This is a genomic window from Spirillospora sp. NPDC052242 (assembly GCF_040679555.1).
Taxonomy (GTDB): Bacteria; Actinomycetota; Actinomycetes; order Streptosporangiales; family Streptosporangiaceae; genus Spirillospora.
The window spans coordinates 69,355-83,621 of record NZ_JBFAUZ010000023.1 but is presented as its reverse complement, the minus strand read 5'-3'; the positions used below and the strand labels follow the sequence as shown (position 1 = coordinate 83,621).

Below are 14,267 nucleotides of genomic sequence, written 5' to 3'. Positions count from 1 at the left end.
CCCGCCGAGGGATGGGCTCTTGCGCACCGCGGCCGGAAATTTTTCGGGGCGGGATGTCGAGAACCGGGCGGCGGCTCCGATCGATGGGCGAGGGCGCCCGCGCGGGGCGCCGCGGACGGAGGTCACACGATGGGCGAGGTCACCTGCGACGTCACGATGTCCCTGGACGGCTACGTGGCGGGGCCGGAGCAGAGCCTGGAGAATCCGCTCGGCGTGGGCGGCGAGCGGATGCACCGCTGGATGTTCGAGCAGCGGGAGACGAACGCCGCCGCGGTCGAGAAGATCACGGCGGCGGGCGCCTACATCATGGGGCGCCGCATGTTCGGTCCCGACCGGGGCGAGTGGGACCTGGACTGGACGGGCTGGTGGGGCGAGGAGCCGCCGTACCACGCGCCGGTGTTCGTCCTGTCCCACCACCCGCGCGAGCCGGTGCCGATGAAGGGCGGGACGACGTTCCACTTCGTCACCGACGGGATCGCGGCGGCGCTCGTCCGGGCCCGGGAGGCGGCGGGCGAGCGGAACGTCGCGATCGCGGGCGGCGCGCAGACGATCGACCAGTACCTCGCCGCCGGGCTGATCGACGAGCTGCGGCTGCACGTGGCGCCGGTGATCCTCGGCGGCGGCGCACGGCTGTTCGACGGGGTGGGCGACCTCGCTCTGCGGGCGTCCGGCACCGCGCCGGGCACCGACCTGGTCACCCACCTCACCTACCGGATCACCCGTTAGCCGGCGGGCGGCACGAACTCCGGCTGGTCGATGACGCGCAGCCAGCTCCCGTCGGGCTGCCGCCGGACGACCTGGGCGCGGGCGCCCGCGCCGTCCCGCGGCGGCGTCGAGGTGAGCGCGATGTCCCCGTTGACGAGCGTGGGGAGCGGCTCCTCGGGCTCGAAGCGGGGGCGGTTCGCCAGGAACTTCTCCCACAGGTCGCGGATCGCCTCGCGGCCGACGGTGACGGCGCCCGGCGGGTACGCCAGCACGGCGTCCTCCGCGTAGAGCGCCGCCACCCCGGCCGCGTCCCCCGCGTTGGAGCGCTCGACGAACAGGCGGGTGATGTCTTCGGGGCGCATGGCCTTCTCGTGGTTCGGCATGGCTCCATCATCGAAGCCGGACGGCCATAAGTCCAAGAGATGTTTCTTCTGCTGACTAGAAGGAACGCTTATACAGTTGCGGCTCGCCCGGCCCACCCGCTTCCCCCGGCATTCCGTCATCGGTTGATAAGATCCGGCAATGCGGCTTTTGAGTGACGAGGACGTTCGCGCGCTCCACGCCAAATACGCCCCGACCCAGGAGGCGTTCGACCTCGTCCACTCGCACTGCGAGACCGTCTGGCGCATCGCCGAGCACCTGCTCGCGCGCCGCCCCCTCGACGTGGACGTCGAAATGGTCCGCGTCGGATGCCTCCTCCACGACATCGGCGTGTACCGGCTGTACGACGCGGACGGCGGGTTCGACCACGCGGGCTACATCCGGCACGGGATCCTCGGGCACGAGATCCTCGCCGACGAGGGGTTCCCCGAGGCCGTCTGCCGGTTCTGCTCGCACCACACCGGCGTGGGCCTCACCCGCGAGGACGTCCGCCGGCAGGGGCTGCCGCTCCCCGTCGCCGACTACCTGGCGGAGACGGTGGAGGAGGAGCTCGTCATGTACGCCGACAAGTTCCACAGCAAGAGCGACCCGTCCCGGTTCGTGTCCGCCGGCGAGTTCGCCCGGCACGTCCGCCGGTACGGGGACGACAAGGTCACCGCGTTCGAGGAGATGTCCGGCCGGTTCGGGCTGCCCGACCCGGCCGCCGTCGGCGCACCCAGCTGACGCCGGTCCGGGCGCCGCTCATCGCGGCTCCCGGAGGCGGACGGTCGCGGTGAGGTGGTCGGCGCGCCCCACCCGGCCGCGGACGCGCAGCGTGCGGTCGTCCGCGCGTTCCGCGGTGAGGACGAGCGTGTCGCCCGCGTACGCGGGGGCGCCGAGGCGCACCTCGATCCCGGCGGGTTCGGCGTCCGGGAAGGCTTCGAGCGCGCAGCGTTGCACGAGGCCCACGGACGTCAGGATGTTGACGAAGATGTCCCGCGAGCCCTGCGCGCGCGCCAGCGCCGTGTCGTGGTGGACGGGCGTGAAGTCGCGGGTGGCGATGGCCGTGGAGATCACGAACGTCGGCGTGAGGTCGATCGCCAGGGCGCCCGGCGGGACCGGGGCCACGGACTCGGGGCCGCCGGCGCCGCCCTCGCCGGCGTCCGGGGTCCCGCGCGGCCGGAACTTCAGGACGCGGAACAGCATGTCCGCGACCCGCTCGCCGTTCTCGTCGTACCAGCTCTGGTGCCAGGTGACGAAGTACCCCTCGCCCATCGCGGTCTTCTTCGGGCCCGCGACGCCGCCGAACCGCATCGTCGTGCGCAGCCGCTCACCGAGCTTCACGTACCGGTCGTACGTCTGCGCGCAGTCGGTGGCGACCACCCCGGTGTACCCGGCGGACTCCAGCAGGCGCAGCACGTCGTCCGCGACGCCCCGGCCCGCGGACGGCGCCAGGCCGGGCATCGACCACACCTGGATCATCGCGGGCGGGGCGACGTCGTCCCAGGTGCGGGGGTCGCCGAGCGCCTGCGTCCAGTTGCGGATCATCGCGGCGTTGACCGGGTCCGGGCAGGGCGGCCCGGGCCGCTCGCCGGCGGCGGCGAGCCGGCCGGCGAGGGCGCTGAGTTCGTCGTGCACCGTTCTCCCCGGACGTCAGCGGGGCGCGCGGGGCAGCCCGAGGCCGATCATCGAGATCAGCTCGCGCTGGATCTCGTTGACGCCGCCGCCGAACGTCAGGACGAGCGCGCCCTTGACGCCCTCGTCGAGCCGGTCGACGAAGTCGGCGGTCGCGGGGTCGCCGGGGTCCCCGAAGCGGGCCAGCACGTCGCCGATGATCCGGCCGACGTCCTGCATCCGCTCCGAGCCGTAGATCTTGCTGGCGGACGCGTCGGCGGCGCCGAGCCAGCCGAGGTCCTGGTTCGCGGCGACCTGCCAGTTCAGCAGCTCGTTCACGCGCAGGTACGCGTAGACCCGGCCGAGGGCGCGGCGGACGGCCGGTTCCTCGATGAGCGGACGGCCGTCCCGACCGTCCGTCGTGCGGGCCCAGCGCTCGAACCGGTCGTAGGTGTGGCCGATGTTCCCGGCGGGGGCGAGGGTGACCCGCTCGTGGTTGAGCTGGTTGACGATGAGGTCCCAGCCCTTGTTCTCCTCGCCGATCAGCATGTCGGCGGGCACCCGGATGTTCTCGAAGTACGTCGAGTTCGTGTGGTGCCGGCCGTCCATCGTGATGATCGGCGTCCACGAGAACCCGGGGTCCTTGCAGTCGACGATGAGCATCGAGATGCCCTTGTGCTTCTTGGCGTCCGGGTCGGTGCGGGCGGCGAGCCAGACGTAGTCGGCGTGCTGGGCGCCCGAGGTGAAGATCTTCTGCCCGTTGACGACGTAGTGGTCGCCGTCCCGGACGGCGGTGGTGCGCAGGGCCGCCAGGTCGGTGCCCGCGCCGGGCTCGCTGTAGCCGATCGCGAAGTGGCACTCCCCCGCGAGGATGCGCGGGATGAAGTACTCCTTGTGCGCGTCGGAGCCGTACTGCAGGATCGTCGGCGCGACGGAGTTCAGCGTGATGAGCGGGTACGGGACCTCCGCCCACGCGATCTCGTTGGCGAAGATCGTCTGCTCCACGGGGCCGTAGCCGCGGCCGCCGTACTCCTTCGGCAGCGCGACGCCGAGCATCCCGTCGCGGCCGAGCCGCCGCGTGTGCTCCATGTACTCGGGGCCGAACGGGTCGCGGCGGATGGCCTCGGCCTGCTCGGCGGTCAGGCAGCCGCGGAAGTACTCGCGCAGTTCGGCGCGGAGCTTCTTCTGCTCGTCGGTCAGGTCGATGTACATTCAGGCCTCCTGAACCCGCACGAGGGCGCCGATCGTGTCGAGGGTGTCCTCCGCGCCGCCGAGCAGGTGCCCGTAGTGCTTGCCCCAGGCGAAGTAGCGGTGCAGCGGGTAGGTGACGTCCAGGCCGATGCCGCCGTGCAGGTGCTGGCACGTGTACAGGGCCTGTATGACGGGCTCGCAGGCGTTGAACGCGGCGATCGCCAGCACCTCGTCGGCGTCCGGCGCGCCCTCGGCGAGCCGCCACACACCGGCCCAGACGGCGACGTCGAGCGCGCGCTTGGCGATGTAGACGTCGCCGATCTGCATCGTGACGGCCTGGAACTGCGCGAGCGCCCGGTCGAACTGCTCGCGCGTCTTCACGTACTCCTTGGTGAGGTCGAGGGCGCCCTCGATCGCCCCGGACGAGACGGCGACGGCGCCCGCGACGGCCGTCCGGCGCAGGGTGTCCCACGCGGCGCCGTCCGCGCCGGCGTCGGGCCCGCCGAGCAGCGCGTCGGCGCCGACCCGGATGCCGTCCAGCGCGATCCGCGACAGCGGTTCGGAGATCGCCGACGGCTGCGCGGTGATCGCGACCCGGGACGGCTCGACCAGGAACACGCCGACGCCCGCGCCCTCGATCCGCGCCGGGACGAGGATCCGCGCGGCCTCGCGGGCGCACGGCACGAACGTCTTGACGCCGTCGAGGACGAAGCCGTCGCCGTCCCGGCGGGCCGTCGCCCTGACCTCCCCGGCCGGGCCGGGTTCGCGGTACGCGCCGGTCAGGACGGTCTCGCCCTCGGTCAGCGGGGCGAGCAGCGCGCGCTGCTCGGCCGTGCCGTGCCGGGCGATCGGCAGCGCCGCGAGGGCCAGCGACGCGTACGCCGGGACGGGCGCGACCTTCGCCCCGACCTCGCGCAGCACGACGGCCAGCTCGACCGGGCCGAGGCCCGCGCCGCCGACGTCCTCGGGCAGCACGACGCCGAGCAGCCCGGCCTGCGCGAGGGCCTTCCAGGTGCCGCCGTCGAACGCGGGCCCGCCCTTGCCGTGTTCCCCGTCGAACGCCTCCAGGCGTTCGGCCGTCGCCTCGCGCGCCAGGACGTCCGCGGCGAGACCGCGCAGTTCGCTCCGGGTCTCGTCGAGGTTGAAGTCCACTCATCCGCTCCCTTCCAGGAGGTGCGGCCGGCCGCGCCGACCCCACGGCCGAAAGTAGAACAGATTCTACTTTGTGTCCAGAGGGATGATCGGCGACCGTTCCGCCGCGATTCACCTAGCATGGCCGCGTGGACGGGACGGCGACGGGCGGGCGCACGGCATCCTGCGCCGACCGTTCAGATAACAGGTTCTTGCAAGCGTTGTAGGCTGGGGGGCGACACGGCGGGCGATCGGGCCCGCCCGAAGGGAATGTGAGGACCGTGACCGCAGAGCCGACCGTGGCCGAGGACGAGATCCCGGGGCAGCCCGCCGGGCGGGCGGGCCAGAACGCGCGGTCCCGCAGCCAGCACCAGCGGCGCAAGCGTATCGTCCAGGCGGCGGCCGCGCTCGCGTCGCGCGGCGGCATCGACGCCATGCAGATGCGCACCGTCGCCGAGCGGGCCGGGGTGGCGCTCGGCACCCTCTACCGCTACTTCCCCTCGAAGGACGACCTCGTCGTGGCCGTCGTCGGCGAGGAGATCGAACTGCTCGAGCGCAGCATCGAGCGGCGCCCGCCCCGCGCGGGCACGTCCCCGCAGCGGGCGGTGGAGGCGCTGATGCGCGCCACCCGCGGCCTGATGCGGGAGCCCGAACTGGCCGCCGCGCTGATCCGGTCGCTGCTGCTGTCGGACGTCCAGACCGACTTTAGCGACCGGATGACCGGCCTGCTGCTGCGCGCCGCCCTGGGGCCCGAGACCGGCGCGCCCGAGACCGGCACCCCCGAATCCGGCGCCCGCGTGGACGACTCCCGGCGGGTGATGGCGCGCGCGCTCACCGCCGTCTGGACGATGGAGATGATCGAGATGCTGCGCGGGCAGGCCGGGGCCGACGAGATCCAGGCCCGGCTGGAGATCGCCGCCGCGCGGCTCCTCGGCGACTGAAGCGGCGGACGGGCGGCCGGAGAAGGTTCTCCGGCCGCCCGCCGAGCCTTCGCGGATGCCCGACGCTACGGCCGCTGCCCCGCGTCGTCGACGATCCCCGTCTGCACCTGCACCGTCAGCCGCATCAGGTCGCCCTCGCGGAACGAGAGGGTCCCGTCCTCGCCCCGCGTCGAGTGGTCCCTGATCGCGACCGCGCGCTCACCGAGGTACGCGTACGTCTTCGGGTCGAAGAGGATCTCCTCGTGGATGTACCCCTCGGTGATCCGGCCGAGGGCGATCGCCTGCCGCCCCGACATGTCCACGCGCCCCTCGACGAGCGTCACGTCCGGGATCTGCTTGATCGCCCGGAACACCGCCGCCTCCAGCTTCGGCGGCAGCACGTTGTTCCGCAGGATCGCGCCGAGCATCGAGTAGGCGGTCGAGTGGCGCCCCTCGGCGGTCTCGCCCAGCCCGCCCATGTCCGCGTAGATCCACTTCAGCAGCGCGTCCGGGTCCGTGGGGAGCTTCGCCAGGCTCGCGTAGTCCGACGGCGGCGACGTCGCCGGCATCATCGCCGAGCGTTCGAGCCGCCCGTCCTCCATGTACGCCATGACCGTGCCGTCGGCGCGCGTCCAGGTCCGGTTCGTGCGGGTGTCGGCCGGGTCGTCCGACAGGGGCCCGTTGGGGGTGTCGCCGCGCCGCGACCGCGACTCGACATAGATCCACTGGTCGGGACGCGGCGGGGTGAACGCGCGGGTCTCCGCGGACTTCGCGGCCCGCTCCAGCAGCTCGGACGCGTTCGCGACCGGCCCCGCCGGGATGCCCGGGACGACCGGCGCGGGCCGCCCGTGCTCGTCCACGCCGCCCCCCGACTGGAGCACCGTCACGCCGACGACGGCGGCGGTGGCGAGCGCGCCGACCGCGGCGAGCCGCATCCCGAGGCGCGGGAGGCGCCCGGCGCGCGGGGCGCGCCGGGGGGCCGCGGCGGTCGCACGTCCGGCGGTGCGGTCCATGAGGGCGGCGCGGGCGCCGGCCCGGGCGGCGGGCGACGGCGCCGCCGGCTCGTCCCACGCCTCGCGCAGGGCGTCGATGTCGTTCATCGGATGGTGTCCTCTCGCAGGTCGAAGCCGCCGCCCAGCGCGGCACGGATCTTCTTGCGGGCCCGGTGCAGCCGCGACCGCGCCGTCCCGGCGGGGATGCCGAGCGCCTCGGCCGCCTCCTGCACGCCGAGGTCGGCCCAGGCGACCAGGAGCAGCACGTCCCGGTCGCCGCGCGGCAGCTTCCGCAGCGCCCTGGCGAGCGGCCCCCGCGCGGCCTGCGCGTCGAGCCGTCCGGCGACGCGGTCGGCGTGCCCGGCGTCGACGCCGGGGGTCCCGGCGCGGGCCAGCGCCCGGTACTGGCGGGCCTCCGCGCGGTGCTGCCGCGCGATGAGGTTGGACGCGATCCCGTACAGCCAGGGCCGGACGTCCGCGCGGGACGCGTCGTAGCTCCCGCGCCGGTCGAACGCGATCAGGAACGTCTCGGCGGCCACGTCGTCGGCGAGCGTCGGCCCGAGGCGCCGCGACGCGTACCCGTGGATCGCGGGGTAGTGCCGGTCGAACAGGACGGCGAAGCACTCCGGTTCCGTCACCGAGCGCCGGACGATCTCGGCGTCGCCGTCGACGGTGGGCGCCGTCATGCGCGGCCGCCCGCCGGATCGGGGGGGCGCGGGCGTTCCGGGGACGCCGCCCGCGTGGGGTCAGGGGTCATGTCGTGCCTTCCGCTGTGAGCGTCGGTCACTCCCGCTTCGCCGATCCCCCGGCGCGCGTTCGCGGCAATTCCCGCCGGGACGGGCGGGGCCTTCGACGACAACGCAATACACAGTGAAAAAGCCCTCGAAGGCGATTCATTGTGGCCGATCACCCTCGGCCGTACAGTCCGGGCATCGGGCGCCCGTCCCCCTCTCCCGTCTCCCACCCCCCAGGAGAGCCACATGGCCCGCAAACGCGTCGCACTGGGCATCATGGCCGCCTCCGCCCTCCTCGCCGCGCCGGCGACACCGGCGTTCGCGGAGGCCGGAAGCGCCGCGGCCCCACGGCCGCAGGCCGCCCGGGCCGCACCGGCCGCTCCCGCGCCGGACCCCGACCTGAAGGCGGCGCGCATCCAGAAGAAGCTCGAGATGTCGCTCGGCTCCGACTTCGGCGGCGCCTGGGTCGAACGCGGCTCCGGCCGCTCGGCCGAGGTCGTCGTCGCCACCACCGACGCGGCGGAGGCCGCCGCGATCGAGCGGGCGGGCGCGACGCCCAAGGTGGTGAAGTACGACGCCCGCGACCTCACGGCCGTCCAGACGCGGCTGAACCGGCACGCGACGTCGGCGCCGGACGGCGTCACCGCCTGGTACGTCGACCCGGAGAGCAACCGGGTGGTCGTCAAGGCGTCCTCGCGGGCCGCCGTGCAGCGGTTCGTGCGGGCGAGCGGCGCCGAGGCGGGCGCGGTCGAGTACGTCCACTCGGCGGCGAAGCCCCGCCCCATGTACGACATCGTCGGCGGCGAGCGCTACTGGACGCCGTCCGCCGGATGCTCGGTCGCGTTCTCCGTGGACGGCGGCTACATCACCGCCGGGCACTGCGGGAGCACCGGCGAGACGACGAGCGGCGCCGACCGGGTGGCGCAGGGACGCTTCGGCGGCTCGTCGTTCCCCGGCGACGACTACGCGTGGGTCGACACGAACGGTCAGTGGACGCCGACGCCGAAGGTCAACCGGTGGGACGGCACCTACCAGACGATCAGCGGCGCCGTCGAGGCCCCCGTCGGGACGCGCGTCTGCCGGTCCGGGGCGACGACCGGCACCCAGATCTGGTGCGGGCAGATCCTGCAGCGGGGCGCGACCGTCCGGTACGCGGAGGGCACCGTCACCGGGCTGATCCGCACGAACATCTGCGCCGACCCGGGCGACTCCGGCGGCGCGCTGTTCACCGAGGACGGCCAGGCGCAGGGCATCACGTCCGGCGGGTCGGGTTCCTGCCGGGACGGCCACGGCTCGGGCGACGAGATGTACTTCCAGCCGGTCGGCGAGGTGCTGCAGATCCTCGCGCGGCAGGGCCGCGAGCTCGTCACGTCCGGTGACGGCGGCCCCGGCCCGGACCCGGGCTCCTGCACCGGCCACCAGACGAACGCGACCGGCTCGCTGTCGTCCGGCGCGAGCGCCTACCAGCCGGACGGCAGCTACTACCAGAGCACGTCGTCCGGCGCCCACACCGCCTGCCTCGACGGGCCCGACGGCACCGACTTCGACCTCTACCTGCAGAAGTGGAGCGGGAGCTCCTGGCAGACGGTCGCGCAGTCGATCGGCCCGACGCCCGACGAGAACGTCTCCTACAACGGCACCGCCGGGTACTACCGGTACCGGGTGCACTCCTACAGCGGCTCCGGCGAGTACGTGCTCGGCTTCTCCCGGCCGTGACGGCCCCGCCCCGGCCGCCGCTCCCCACCGTGGGCGGCCGGGGCGTTCCGCTGTGTGACCGCCCCGTCCCGCACTACGCTGGGACGCCGACAGCGCCGGGACGAAGAAGGTGTGCAGTGACCGACCAGGAACCGATCCTCAGCGACGGGGTCATCATCGAGTTCGTCGATGGCAAGGACGTCCCCGTCCGGCACAAGGACTTCGGTGAGCGGGCCGTTGTGATGCGCGACGCGAAGAACCCCGAGGGCCCGATCCTCTACTTCACCGAGGCCGAGTGGGACGCCTTCATCGCGGGCGTCAAGGACGGCGAGTTCGACGATCTCCTGGAGGAGGAGCCCGCCGAGGGGACCTGACCCCCGCGTCCGGCCCCGCGCTCCGCTCCGGACCGCGGGGCCGAATTGCCCCGTTTTCGTCGGGCATGTACCCCTCATCGGACGGCCCGCCGCACGGGCGGGCGGTCGAAGGGGGCGACCATGACCGACGTCGAGATCATCGAGACCGCCGCGCTGGGCGACCGCAGCCACATCGCGCACGACGGCGAGCGCGCGATCGTCGTCGACCCGCAACGCGACCTCGACCGCGTCACCCGCGCCCTGGACGAACTCGGCGTGCGCTGCGCGCTCGTCCTGGAGACGCACGTCCACAACGACTACGTGTCCGGCGGGCTCGAACTGGCCCGCGCCACCGGCGCCGGCCACGGCCTCCCCGCGTCCGCCCTCCTCGCGTTCGACCACCGCCCGCTGGCCGACGGCGACGAACTCGACGTCGGCGACCTGCGCGTCCGCGCCGTCGCCACCCCCGGCCACACCGACGCCCACCTCGCCTACGCCGTCGACGGCCCGGACGGGACGGCCCTGTTCACCGGAGGCTCCCTCCTCTACGGCACGGTCGGCCGCACCGACCTCGTGGCCCCGTCCCGCACCCGCGAACTGGCCCGCGCCCAGTACCGCTCCGCCCACCGCCTCGCCGAACTCGCCGGCGACGACGCCCGCGTCTACCCGACGCACGGGTTCGGCAGCTTCTGCTCGTCCGCCCCCGCCACCGACGACGCCGTGTGGACGCTCGGCGACGAACGCGCCCGCAACGAAGCGCTGACCGAACCGTCCGAGGACGCCTTCGTCGACCGCCTCGTCGCGGGCCTCACCGCCTACCCGCGCTACTACGCCCAGATGGGCGAACGGAACATCGCGGGCGCGGGCCCCGCCGACCTCTCCCCGCCCGCCCCCGTCGCCCCGGCCGAGCTGGCCGCCCGCATCGCGCGCGGCGAATGGGTCGTCGACCTGCGGTCCCGCACCGCCTACGCCGCCTCCCACGTGCGGGGCACGATCGGCGTCGAACTCGCCCGCCCGTTCGCCACCTACATCGGCTGGCTGATCCCCTGGGGCGCCCCGCTCACCCTGGTCGCCGACACCCCCGAGCAGATCGCGGAGGCCCAGCGCCAGCTCGTCCGCATCGGCATCGAGCGTCCGGCCGGCGCCGCCGTCGGCTCCCCCGCCGAGGTCGCCGCCCCGAGCCGCGTCACCGGCTACCCGACCGCCGCGTTCGCCGACGTCCCCTCGGGCGCGACCGTCCTTGACGTCCGCCGCACGGACGAGCGCGCCCGCGGCGCCGTCGTGGGCTCGATCGGCGTTCCGCTGCACGCCCTCGGCGCCCTCCTCGACGAGCTCCCCGACGACGAACTGTGGGTGCACTGCGCGAGCGGCTACCGGGCGTCGATCGCCGCGAGCCTCCTCGACCGCGCGGGCCGCGACGTCGTCCTGATCGACGACGACTACGCCGCCGCCGACGCCGCGGGCCTCACGACGTCCCCCGCCACGGGCCTGGCGTGACGGCCCGCCGGACCCCGCGCGCTCTACCGGAGGGCGCCGGGGCGGCGGTAGACGAACGGGGGTTCGGGGCCGCCCGCGGCGGCGGCCGCGTCGCGAACGAGGTGGTGGTCCGGGGAGAGCGCGCAGGCCGGGTCGGTGCGGGCGGCGTCACCGGTGAGGGCGTGCGCCTGGCAGCGGCAGCCGCCGAAGTCGGTCTCGCGGCGCGGGCACTCGCGGCACGGGCCGGTCATCCAGCCGGTGCCCCGGTAGGCGTTGAAGGCCGGCGAGTCCGACCAGATCCGGGCGAGGGGCTCGTCCCGGACGTTCGGGAACGCGAGGTCCGCGATCCCGTAGGCGGCCGGGCAGGGCAGCGCGGTGCCGTCCGGTCCCACGGTGATCGAGCGGGCGCCCCACCCGCCCATGCACGGCTTCGGGACGCCCTCGTGGTGGTCGGGCATCACCCAGACGAGTTCGGGACGCTCGTGGCGGGCGCGCCACGCGGCGACCACGGCCTTCGCGCGGTCGAGCTGGCCGTGCGTCGGCATGAGGGCGGTCCGGTTGTGCAGGGCCCAGCCGTGGAACTGCGCGTTGGCCAGCTCGACCCGGTCGGCTCCCCAGCGGGCCCCGACCTCGATGATCTTCCCCAGGTTGTCGAGGTTGCGGCGGTGCAGCACGACGTTCAGCCCGAACGGGACGCCGGCCGCACGGATCACCTCGGCGGCGCGCTCCTTGTCGGCGTAGGAGGCGCGCCCGGCGATGAGGTCCGAGCCCGGGCGGCGCGCGTCCTGCAAGGAGAGCTGCACGCTGTTCAGGCCCGCGTCCAGGAGGACGTCCAGGCGCTCGGCGGTGAGGCCGACGCCGCTGGTGACGAGCTGCGTGTACACCCCGGCGCGGTGCGCGGACGCGACGATCTCCGCGAGGTCGGGACGCAGGAGCGGTTCGCCGCCGGACACGTGCGCCTGGACGACGCCGAGGTCGGCGGCCTCCGCGAAGACCCGCGCCCAGTCCGCCGCGGCCAGTTCGGCGCTGCGGCGGACCAGTTCGAGCGGGTTGGAGCAGTACGGGCAGTGCAGCGGGCACGCGTGGGTGACCTCCGCGAGCAGCGCCCAGGGCGCGGGGACCGGCTCGGTGGTCGTCGGCTCGGTGGTCGTCGGCTCGGTGGTCGTCGGCTCGGTGGTCGTCGGCTCGGTGGTCGTCGGCTCGGTGGTCATCGCAGCCATCCCTCCGCCCGGACCCGTTCGAGGAACGCGGGCACCTCGTCGTCGAGCGGCGCGCCGGGGTACGTCGCGGCGAGCTCGGCGATGATCTCGGGCACCGTCCGGCTGCCGTCGCACAGCCGCAGGACGCCGCCGCCCGCGCCGCTCAGCCGGACCGCGCGCTCGGGCATGAGCAGCAGGTCGGCGTCGCGGACGCGGTCGTACCGCAGCACGATGGAACGATCCAGCACGGGACGCCACTCAGCCATCGGCGGCCTCCCCACCGTGCTCGACCGCGTCGAGCAGGGACCACAGCACCTCGCACTTGAACGTGAACGCGGCCAGCACCCGCTCCTGGTCGTCCCGCGTCCGCGCCCACGCGTGGACGAGCCGCAGCGCCTCCTCGGAGTCGCGGCGGCCCTGCCCGACGCGGACCTGGAAGTAGCGCAGCCCCTCCGGCTCGACCCACGGGTAGTGGTGCTCCCACGCCGCGATCCGGGTGGCCATCAGGTCGGGCGCGAACAGTTCGGTCAGCGACGACGCCACGGCCTCCAGCCGGGACGCGTTCCGGCAGAAGTTGACGTAGCCGTCCACGGCCAGCCGGACGCCCGGCAGCACGCCCGCGCCGGACAGCAGCGCCGCCCGGTCCAGCCCGACGGCCTCGCCGAGCCGCAGCCAGCGCTCGATCCCGCCGTCCCGCCCGTCGCCGTCCGGGGCGCCGTCGTGGTCGTGGACGCGGCGGATCCAGGACCGCCGCAGCGCGCCGTCGCCGAGCTTCGCGAGGATCAGCGCGTCCTTGACGGGGATGTGCCGCTGGTAGTGGAACCGGTTCAGCACCCAGCGGCGCAGCTCCGCGCGGGTCAGCCCGCCCTCGTGCATCCGCAGGTTGAACGGGTGGCGATGGTGGTAGCGCTCCGCGCCCAGCGCGCGGAGCCGGTCCTCCAGCTCGGCGGTCGGCCACGCGGGCGCCCGGTCCGTCGTCGGCGTGCTCACGGTTCGATCACCGCTCCCTCCCTGGCGACCTCGATCCCCGCCGCCGCGAGCCGCCGGTGCCCGGCGTCGTCCGGATCGACGAGGGGGTTGGTGTTGTTCAGGTGCGTGTACAGGCGCCGCGCGGCGGGCAGCGCGGCGAGGCGGTCGGCGGTCCCGCCGGGGCCGGTGATCGGCAGGTGGCCCATCTCCGTCGCGGTCCGCTCGGTGAAGCCCGCGCGGCGCGGCTCGTCGTCGTCCCAGAAGGTGCCGTCGAGGAGCACGCAGTCGGCGTCGCGGAGGGCGCCGTCCAGCTCGGCGGGCCAGCCGGCGAGGCACGGCGCGTACACGAGGACCTTGCCGTCCCGCCGGTCCCGGACGCGCAGCGCGACGACCCACGCGTCGTCCTCGGCGCCCAGGTCGAGGTCGGCGGCGTAGCGGGGCCGCTTGCCGGAGACCCGGATCCCCCGGATCTCGAGCGGCCCGCCGTCGAGGGGCTCCGGTTCCCGCACGGGCAGCGCCGTCCAGGTCGGGCCCGCGTAGGGGGCGAGCACCCGGTCGAGGCGGAGGCCGCCCGCGAGCGCCGCGCGCACCGCGCCGGTCGCGACGATCCGCAGCTCGGACGCCTCCCGCAGCCGGGGCACGCCGAGCGTGTGGTCGAGTTCGGCGTCGGTGAGGATCACCCCGGCGACCGGGGTGTCCCGCCGGCCGGGCCCCGGGTGCAGGGCGGCGCACTCCTCGATCTGCTCGCCGATGTCGGGGGTCGCGTTCACGATGTACCACCGCCCGTCCCCGGCCTCGACGGCGACGGACGCGTGCCGTCGCCGCCGGGCCGGGTCGGTGCGGGCGGCGGCGCACCCGGGGCACGCGCAGTTCCACTGGGGGACGCCGCCGCCCGCCGCGGTGCCGAGGATCAGCAGCCGCATCGCGG

16 protein-coding genes are annotated in these 14,267 nt (G+C 74.5%); 6 read left to right on the top strand and 10 right to left on the bottom strand.

Annotated features, from left to right (window positions below):
* Positions 1–129: 129 nt before the first annotated feature.
* Positions 130–726: a dihydrofolate reductase family protein gene (locus tag AB0L25_RS20180; RefSeq protein ID WP_500174165.1), complete on the top strand. Its 597-nt coding sequence runs from the start codon at positions 130–132 to the stop codon at positions 724–726.
* Here AB0L25_RS20180 and AB0L25_RS20175 read toward each other — a convergent pair.
* Entirely contained in the window at positions 723–1,088 is a 366-nt protein-coding gene (locus AB0L25_RS20175) for a YybH family protein (protein WP_500174164.1), read from the bottom strand. The genes AB0L25_RS20180 and AB0L25_RS20175 overlap by 4 nt on opposite strands.
* Before the next feature lie 139 nt (positions 1,089–1,227).
* Here AB0L25_RS20175 and AB0L25_RS20170 point away from each other — a divergent pair, with 139 nt between their 5' ends.
* A complete protein-coding gene (locus AB0L25_RS20170) occupies positions 1,228–1,809 on the top strand; it encodes an HD domain-containing protein (protein ID WP_500174163.1) in 582 nt (193 codons plus the stop codon).
* Positions 1,810–1,827: 18 nt separating this feature from the next.
* Here AB0L25_RS20170 and AB0L25_RS20165 read toward each other — a convergent pair whose 3' ends face one another.
* Genes AB0L25_RS20165 through AB0L25_RS20155 form a run of 3 tightly spaced genes read right to left on the bottom strand, consistent with a single transcriptional unit; the run spans position 1,828 to position 5,022 of the window.
* Positions 1,828–2,703 carry a hotdog family protein gene (locus AB0L25_RS20165; RefSeq protein WP_500174162.1) on the bottom strand — a complete coding sequence of 292 codons (876 nt, stop codon included), beginning with the start codon at positions 2,701–2,703 and terminating at the stop codon, positions 1,828–1,830.
* A gap of 15 nt (positions 2,704–2,718) precedes the next feature.
* On the bottom strand, positions 2,719–3,891 hold the full coding sequence (locus tag AB0L25_RS20160; RefSeq protein WP_500174161.1) for an acyl-CoA dehydrogenase family protein: 1,173 nt from the start codon (positions 3,889–3,891) through the stop codon (positions 2,719–2,721).
* Complete coding sequence (locus AB0L25_RS20155; RefSeq protein ID WP_500174160.1) at positions 3,892–5,022, bottom strand: acyl-CoA dehydrogenase family protein; 1,131 nt, start codon at positions 5,020–5,022, stop codon at positions 3,892–3,894.
* Between the two features lie 260 nt (positions 5,023–5,282).
* On the opposite strand from AB0L25_RS20155, the gene AB0L25_RS20150 reads away from it, so the two are divergent.
* Entirely contained in the window at positions 5,283–5,942 is a 660-nt protein-coding gene (locus tag AB0L25_RS20150) for a TetR family transcriptional regulator (RefSeq protein ID WP_500174159.1), read from the top strand.
* A 65-nt stretch (positions 5,943–6,007) separates the two neighbouring features.
* Here AB0L25_RS20150 and AB0L25_RS20145 read toward each other — a convergent pair whose 3' ends face one another.
* Positions 6,008–7,021 (bottom strand): CU044_5270 family protein, encoded by a 1,014-nt coding sequence (locus AB0L25_RS20145; RefSeq protein WP_500174158.1) that lies wholly within the window; start codon positions 7,019–7,021, stop codon positions 6,008–6,010.
* Positions 7,018–7,599, bottom strand: a complete 582-nt coding sequence (locus AB0L25_RS20140; RefSeq protein ID WP_500174157.1) for an RNA polymerase sigma factor — start codon at positions 7,597–7,599, stop codon at positions 7,018–7,020. The genes AB0L25_RS20145 and AB0L25_RS20140 overlap by 4 nt, the downstream gene beginning before the upstream one ends.
* A gap of 294 nt (positions 7,600–7,893) precedes the next feature.
* Between AB0L25_RS20140 and AB0L25_RS20135 the strand changes: the two genes are divergently transcribed.
* The 3 genes from AB0L25_RS20135 (at position 7,894) to AB0L25_RS20125 (ending at position 11,192) form a co-directional block, all read left to right on the top strand.
* On the top strand, positions 7,894–9,363 hold the full coding sequence (locus AB0L25_RS20135) for a S1 family peptidase (RefSeq protein ID WP_500174156.1): 1,470 nt from the start codon (positions 7,894–7,896) through the stop codon (positions 9,361–9,363).
* 116 nt (positions 9,364–9,479) lie between these two features.
* Entirely contained in the window at positions 9,480–9,716 is a 237-nt protein-coding gene (locus AB0L25_RS20130) for a DUF397 domain-containing protein (RefSeq protein ID WP_500174155.1), read from the top strand.
* 120 nt (positions 9,717–9,836) lie between these two features.
* Positions 9,837–11,192: a rhodanese-like domain-containing protein gene (locus tag AB0L25_RS20125; protein WP_500174154.1), complete on the top strand. Its 1,356-nt coding sequence runs from the start codon at positions 9,837–9,839 to the stop codon at positions 11,190–11,192.
* Positions 11,193–11,215: 23 nt separating this feature from the next.
* Here AB0L25_RS20125 and pqqE read toward each other — a convergent pair whose 3' ends face one another.
* Genes pqqE through pqqB form a run of 4 tightly spaced genes read right to left on the bottom strand, consistent with a single transcriptional unit; the run spans position 11,216 to position 14,262 of the window.
* Positions 11,216–12,382 (bottom strand): pyrroloquinoline quinone biosynthesis protein PqqE, encoded by a 1,167-nt coding sequence (gene pqqE, locus AB0L25_RS20120; protein ID WP_500174153.1) that lies wholly within the window; start codon positions 12,380–12,382, stop codon positions 11,216–11,218.
* Positions 12,379–12,636 carry a pyrroloquinoline quinone biosynthesis peptide chaperone PqqD gene (gene pqqD / locus AB0L25_RS20115; protein WP_500174152.1) on the bottom strand — a complete coding sequence of 86 codons (258 nt, stop codon included), beginning with the start codon at positions 12,634–12,636 and terminating at the stop codon, positions 12,379–12,381. The genes pqqE and pqqD overlap by 4 nt, the downstream gene beginning before the upstream one ends.
* Complete coding sequence (pqqC, locus tag AB0L25_RS20110) at positions 12,629–13,360, bottom strand: pyrroloquinoline-quinone synthase PqqC (RefSeq protein WP_500174151.1); 732 nt, start codon at positions 13,358–13,360, stop codon at positions 12,629–12,631. The genes pqqD and pqqC overlap by 8 nt, the downstream gene beginning before the upstream one ends.
* Positions 13,357–14,262 (bottom strand): pyrroloquinoline quinone biosynthesis protein PqqB, encoded by a 906-nt coding sequence (pqqB, locus tag AB0L25_RS20105; protein WP_500174150.1) that lies wholly within the window; start codon positions 14,260–14,262, stop codon positions 13,357–13,359. The genes pqqC and pqqB overlap by 4 nt, the downstream gene beginning before the upstream one ends.
* Positions 14,263–14,267 lie beyond the last annotated feature (5 nt).

Bases quoted from the DNA above. Each gene is read 5' to 3' on its own strand.
- AB0L25_RS20180 (WP_500174165.1), top strand. From the start codon at position 130: ATGGGCGAGGTCACCTGCGACGTCACGATGTCCCTGGACGGCTACGTG.
- AB0L25_RS20175 (WP_500174164.1), bottom strand. From the start codon at position 1,088: ATGCCGAACCACGAGAAGGCCATGCGCCCCGAAGACATCACCCGCCTG.
- AB0L25_RS20170 (WP_500174163.1), top strand. From the start codon at position 1,228: ATGCGGCTTTTGAGTGACGAGGACGTTCGCGCGCTCCACGCCAAATAC.
- AB0L25_RS20160 (WP_500174161.1), bottom strand. From the start codon at position 3,891: ATGTACATCGACCTGACCGACGAGCAGAAGAAGCTCCGCGCCGAACTG.
- AB0L25_RS20145 (WP_500174158.1), bottom strand. From the start codon at position 7,021: ATGAACGACATCGACGCCCTGCGCGAGGCGTGGGACGAGCCGGCGGCG.
- AB0L25_RS20140 (WP_500174157.1), bottom strand. From the start codon at position 7,599: ATGACGGCGCCCACCGTCGACGGCGACGCCGAGATCGTCCGGCGCTCG.
- AB0L25_RS20135 (WP_500174156.1), top strand. From the start codon at position 7,894: ATGGCCCGCAAACGCGTCGCACTGGGCATCATGGCCGCCTCCGCCCTC.
- AB0L25_RS20125 (WP_500174154.1), top strand. From the start codon at position 9,837: ATGACCGACGTCGAGATCATCGAGACCGCCGCGCTGGGCGACCGCAGC.
- pqqE (WP_500174153.1), bottom strand. From the start codon at position 12,382: ATGACCACCGAGCCGACGACCACCGAGCCGACGACCACCGAGCCGACG.
- pqqD (WP_500174152.1), bottom strand. From the start codon at position 12,636: ATGGCTGAGTGGCGTCCCGTGCTGGATCGTTCCATCGTGCTGCGGTAC.
- pqqB (WP_500174150.1), bottom strand. From the start codon at position 14,262: ATGCGGCTGCTGATCCTCGGCACCGCGGCGGGCGGCGGCGTCCCCCAG.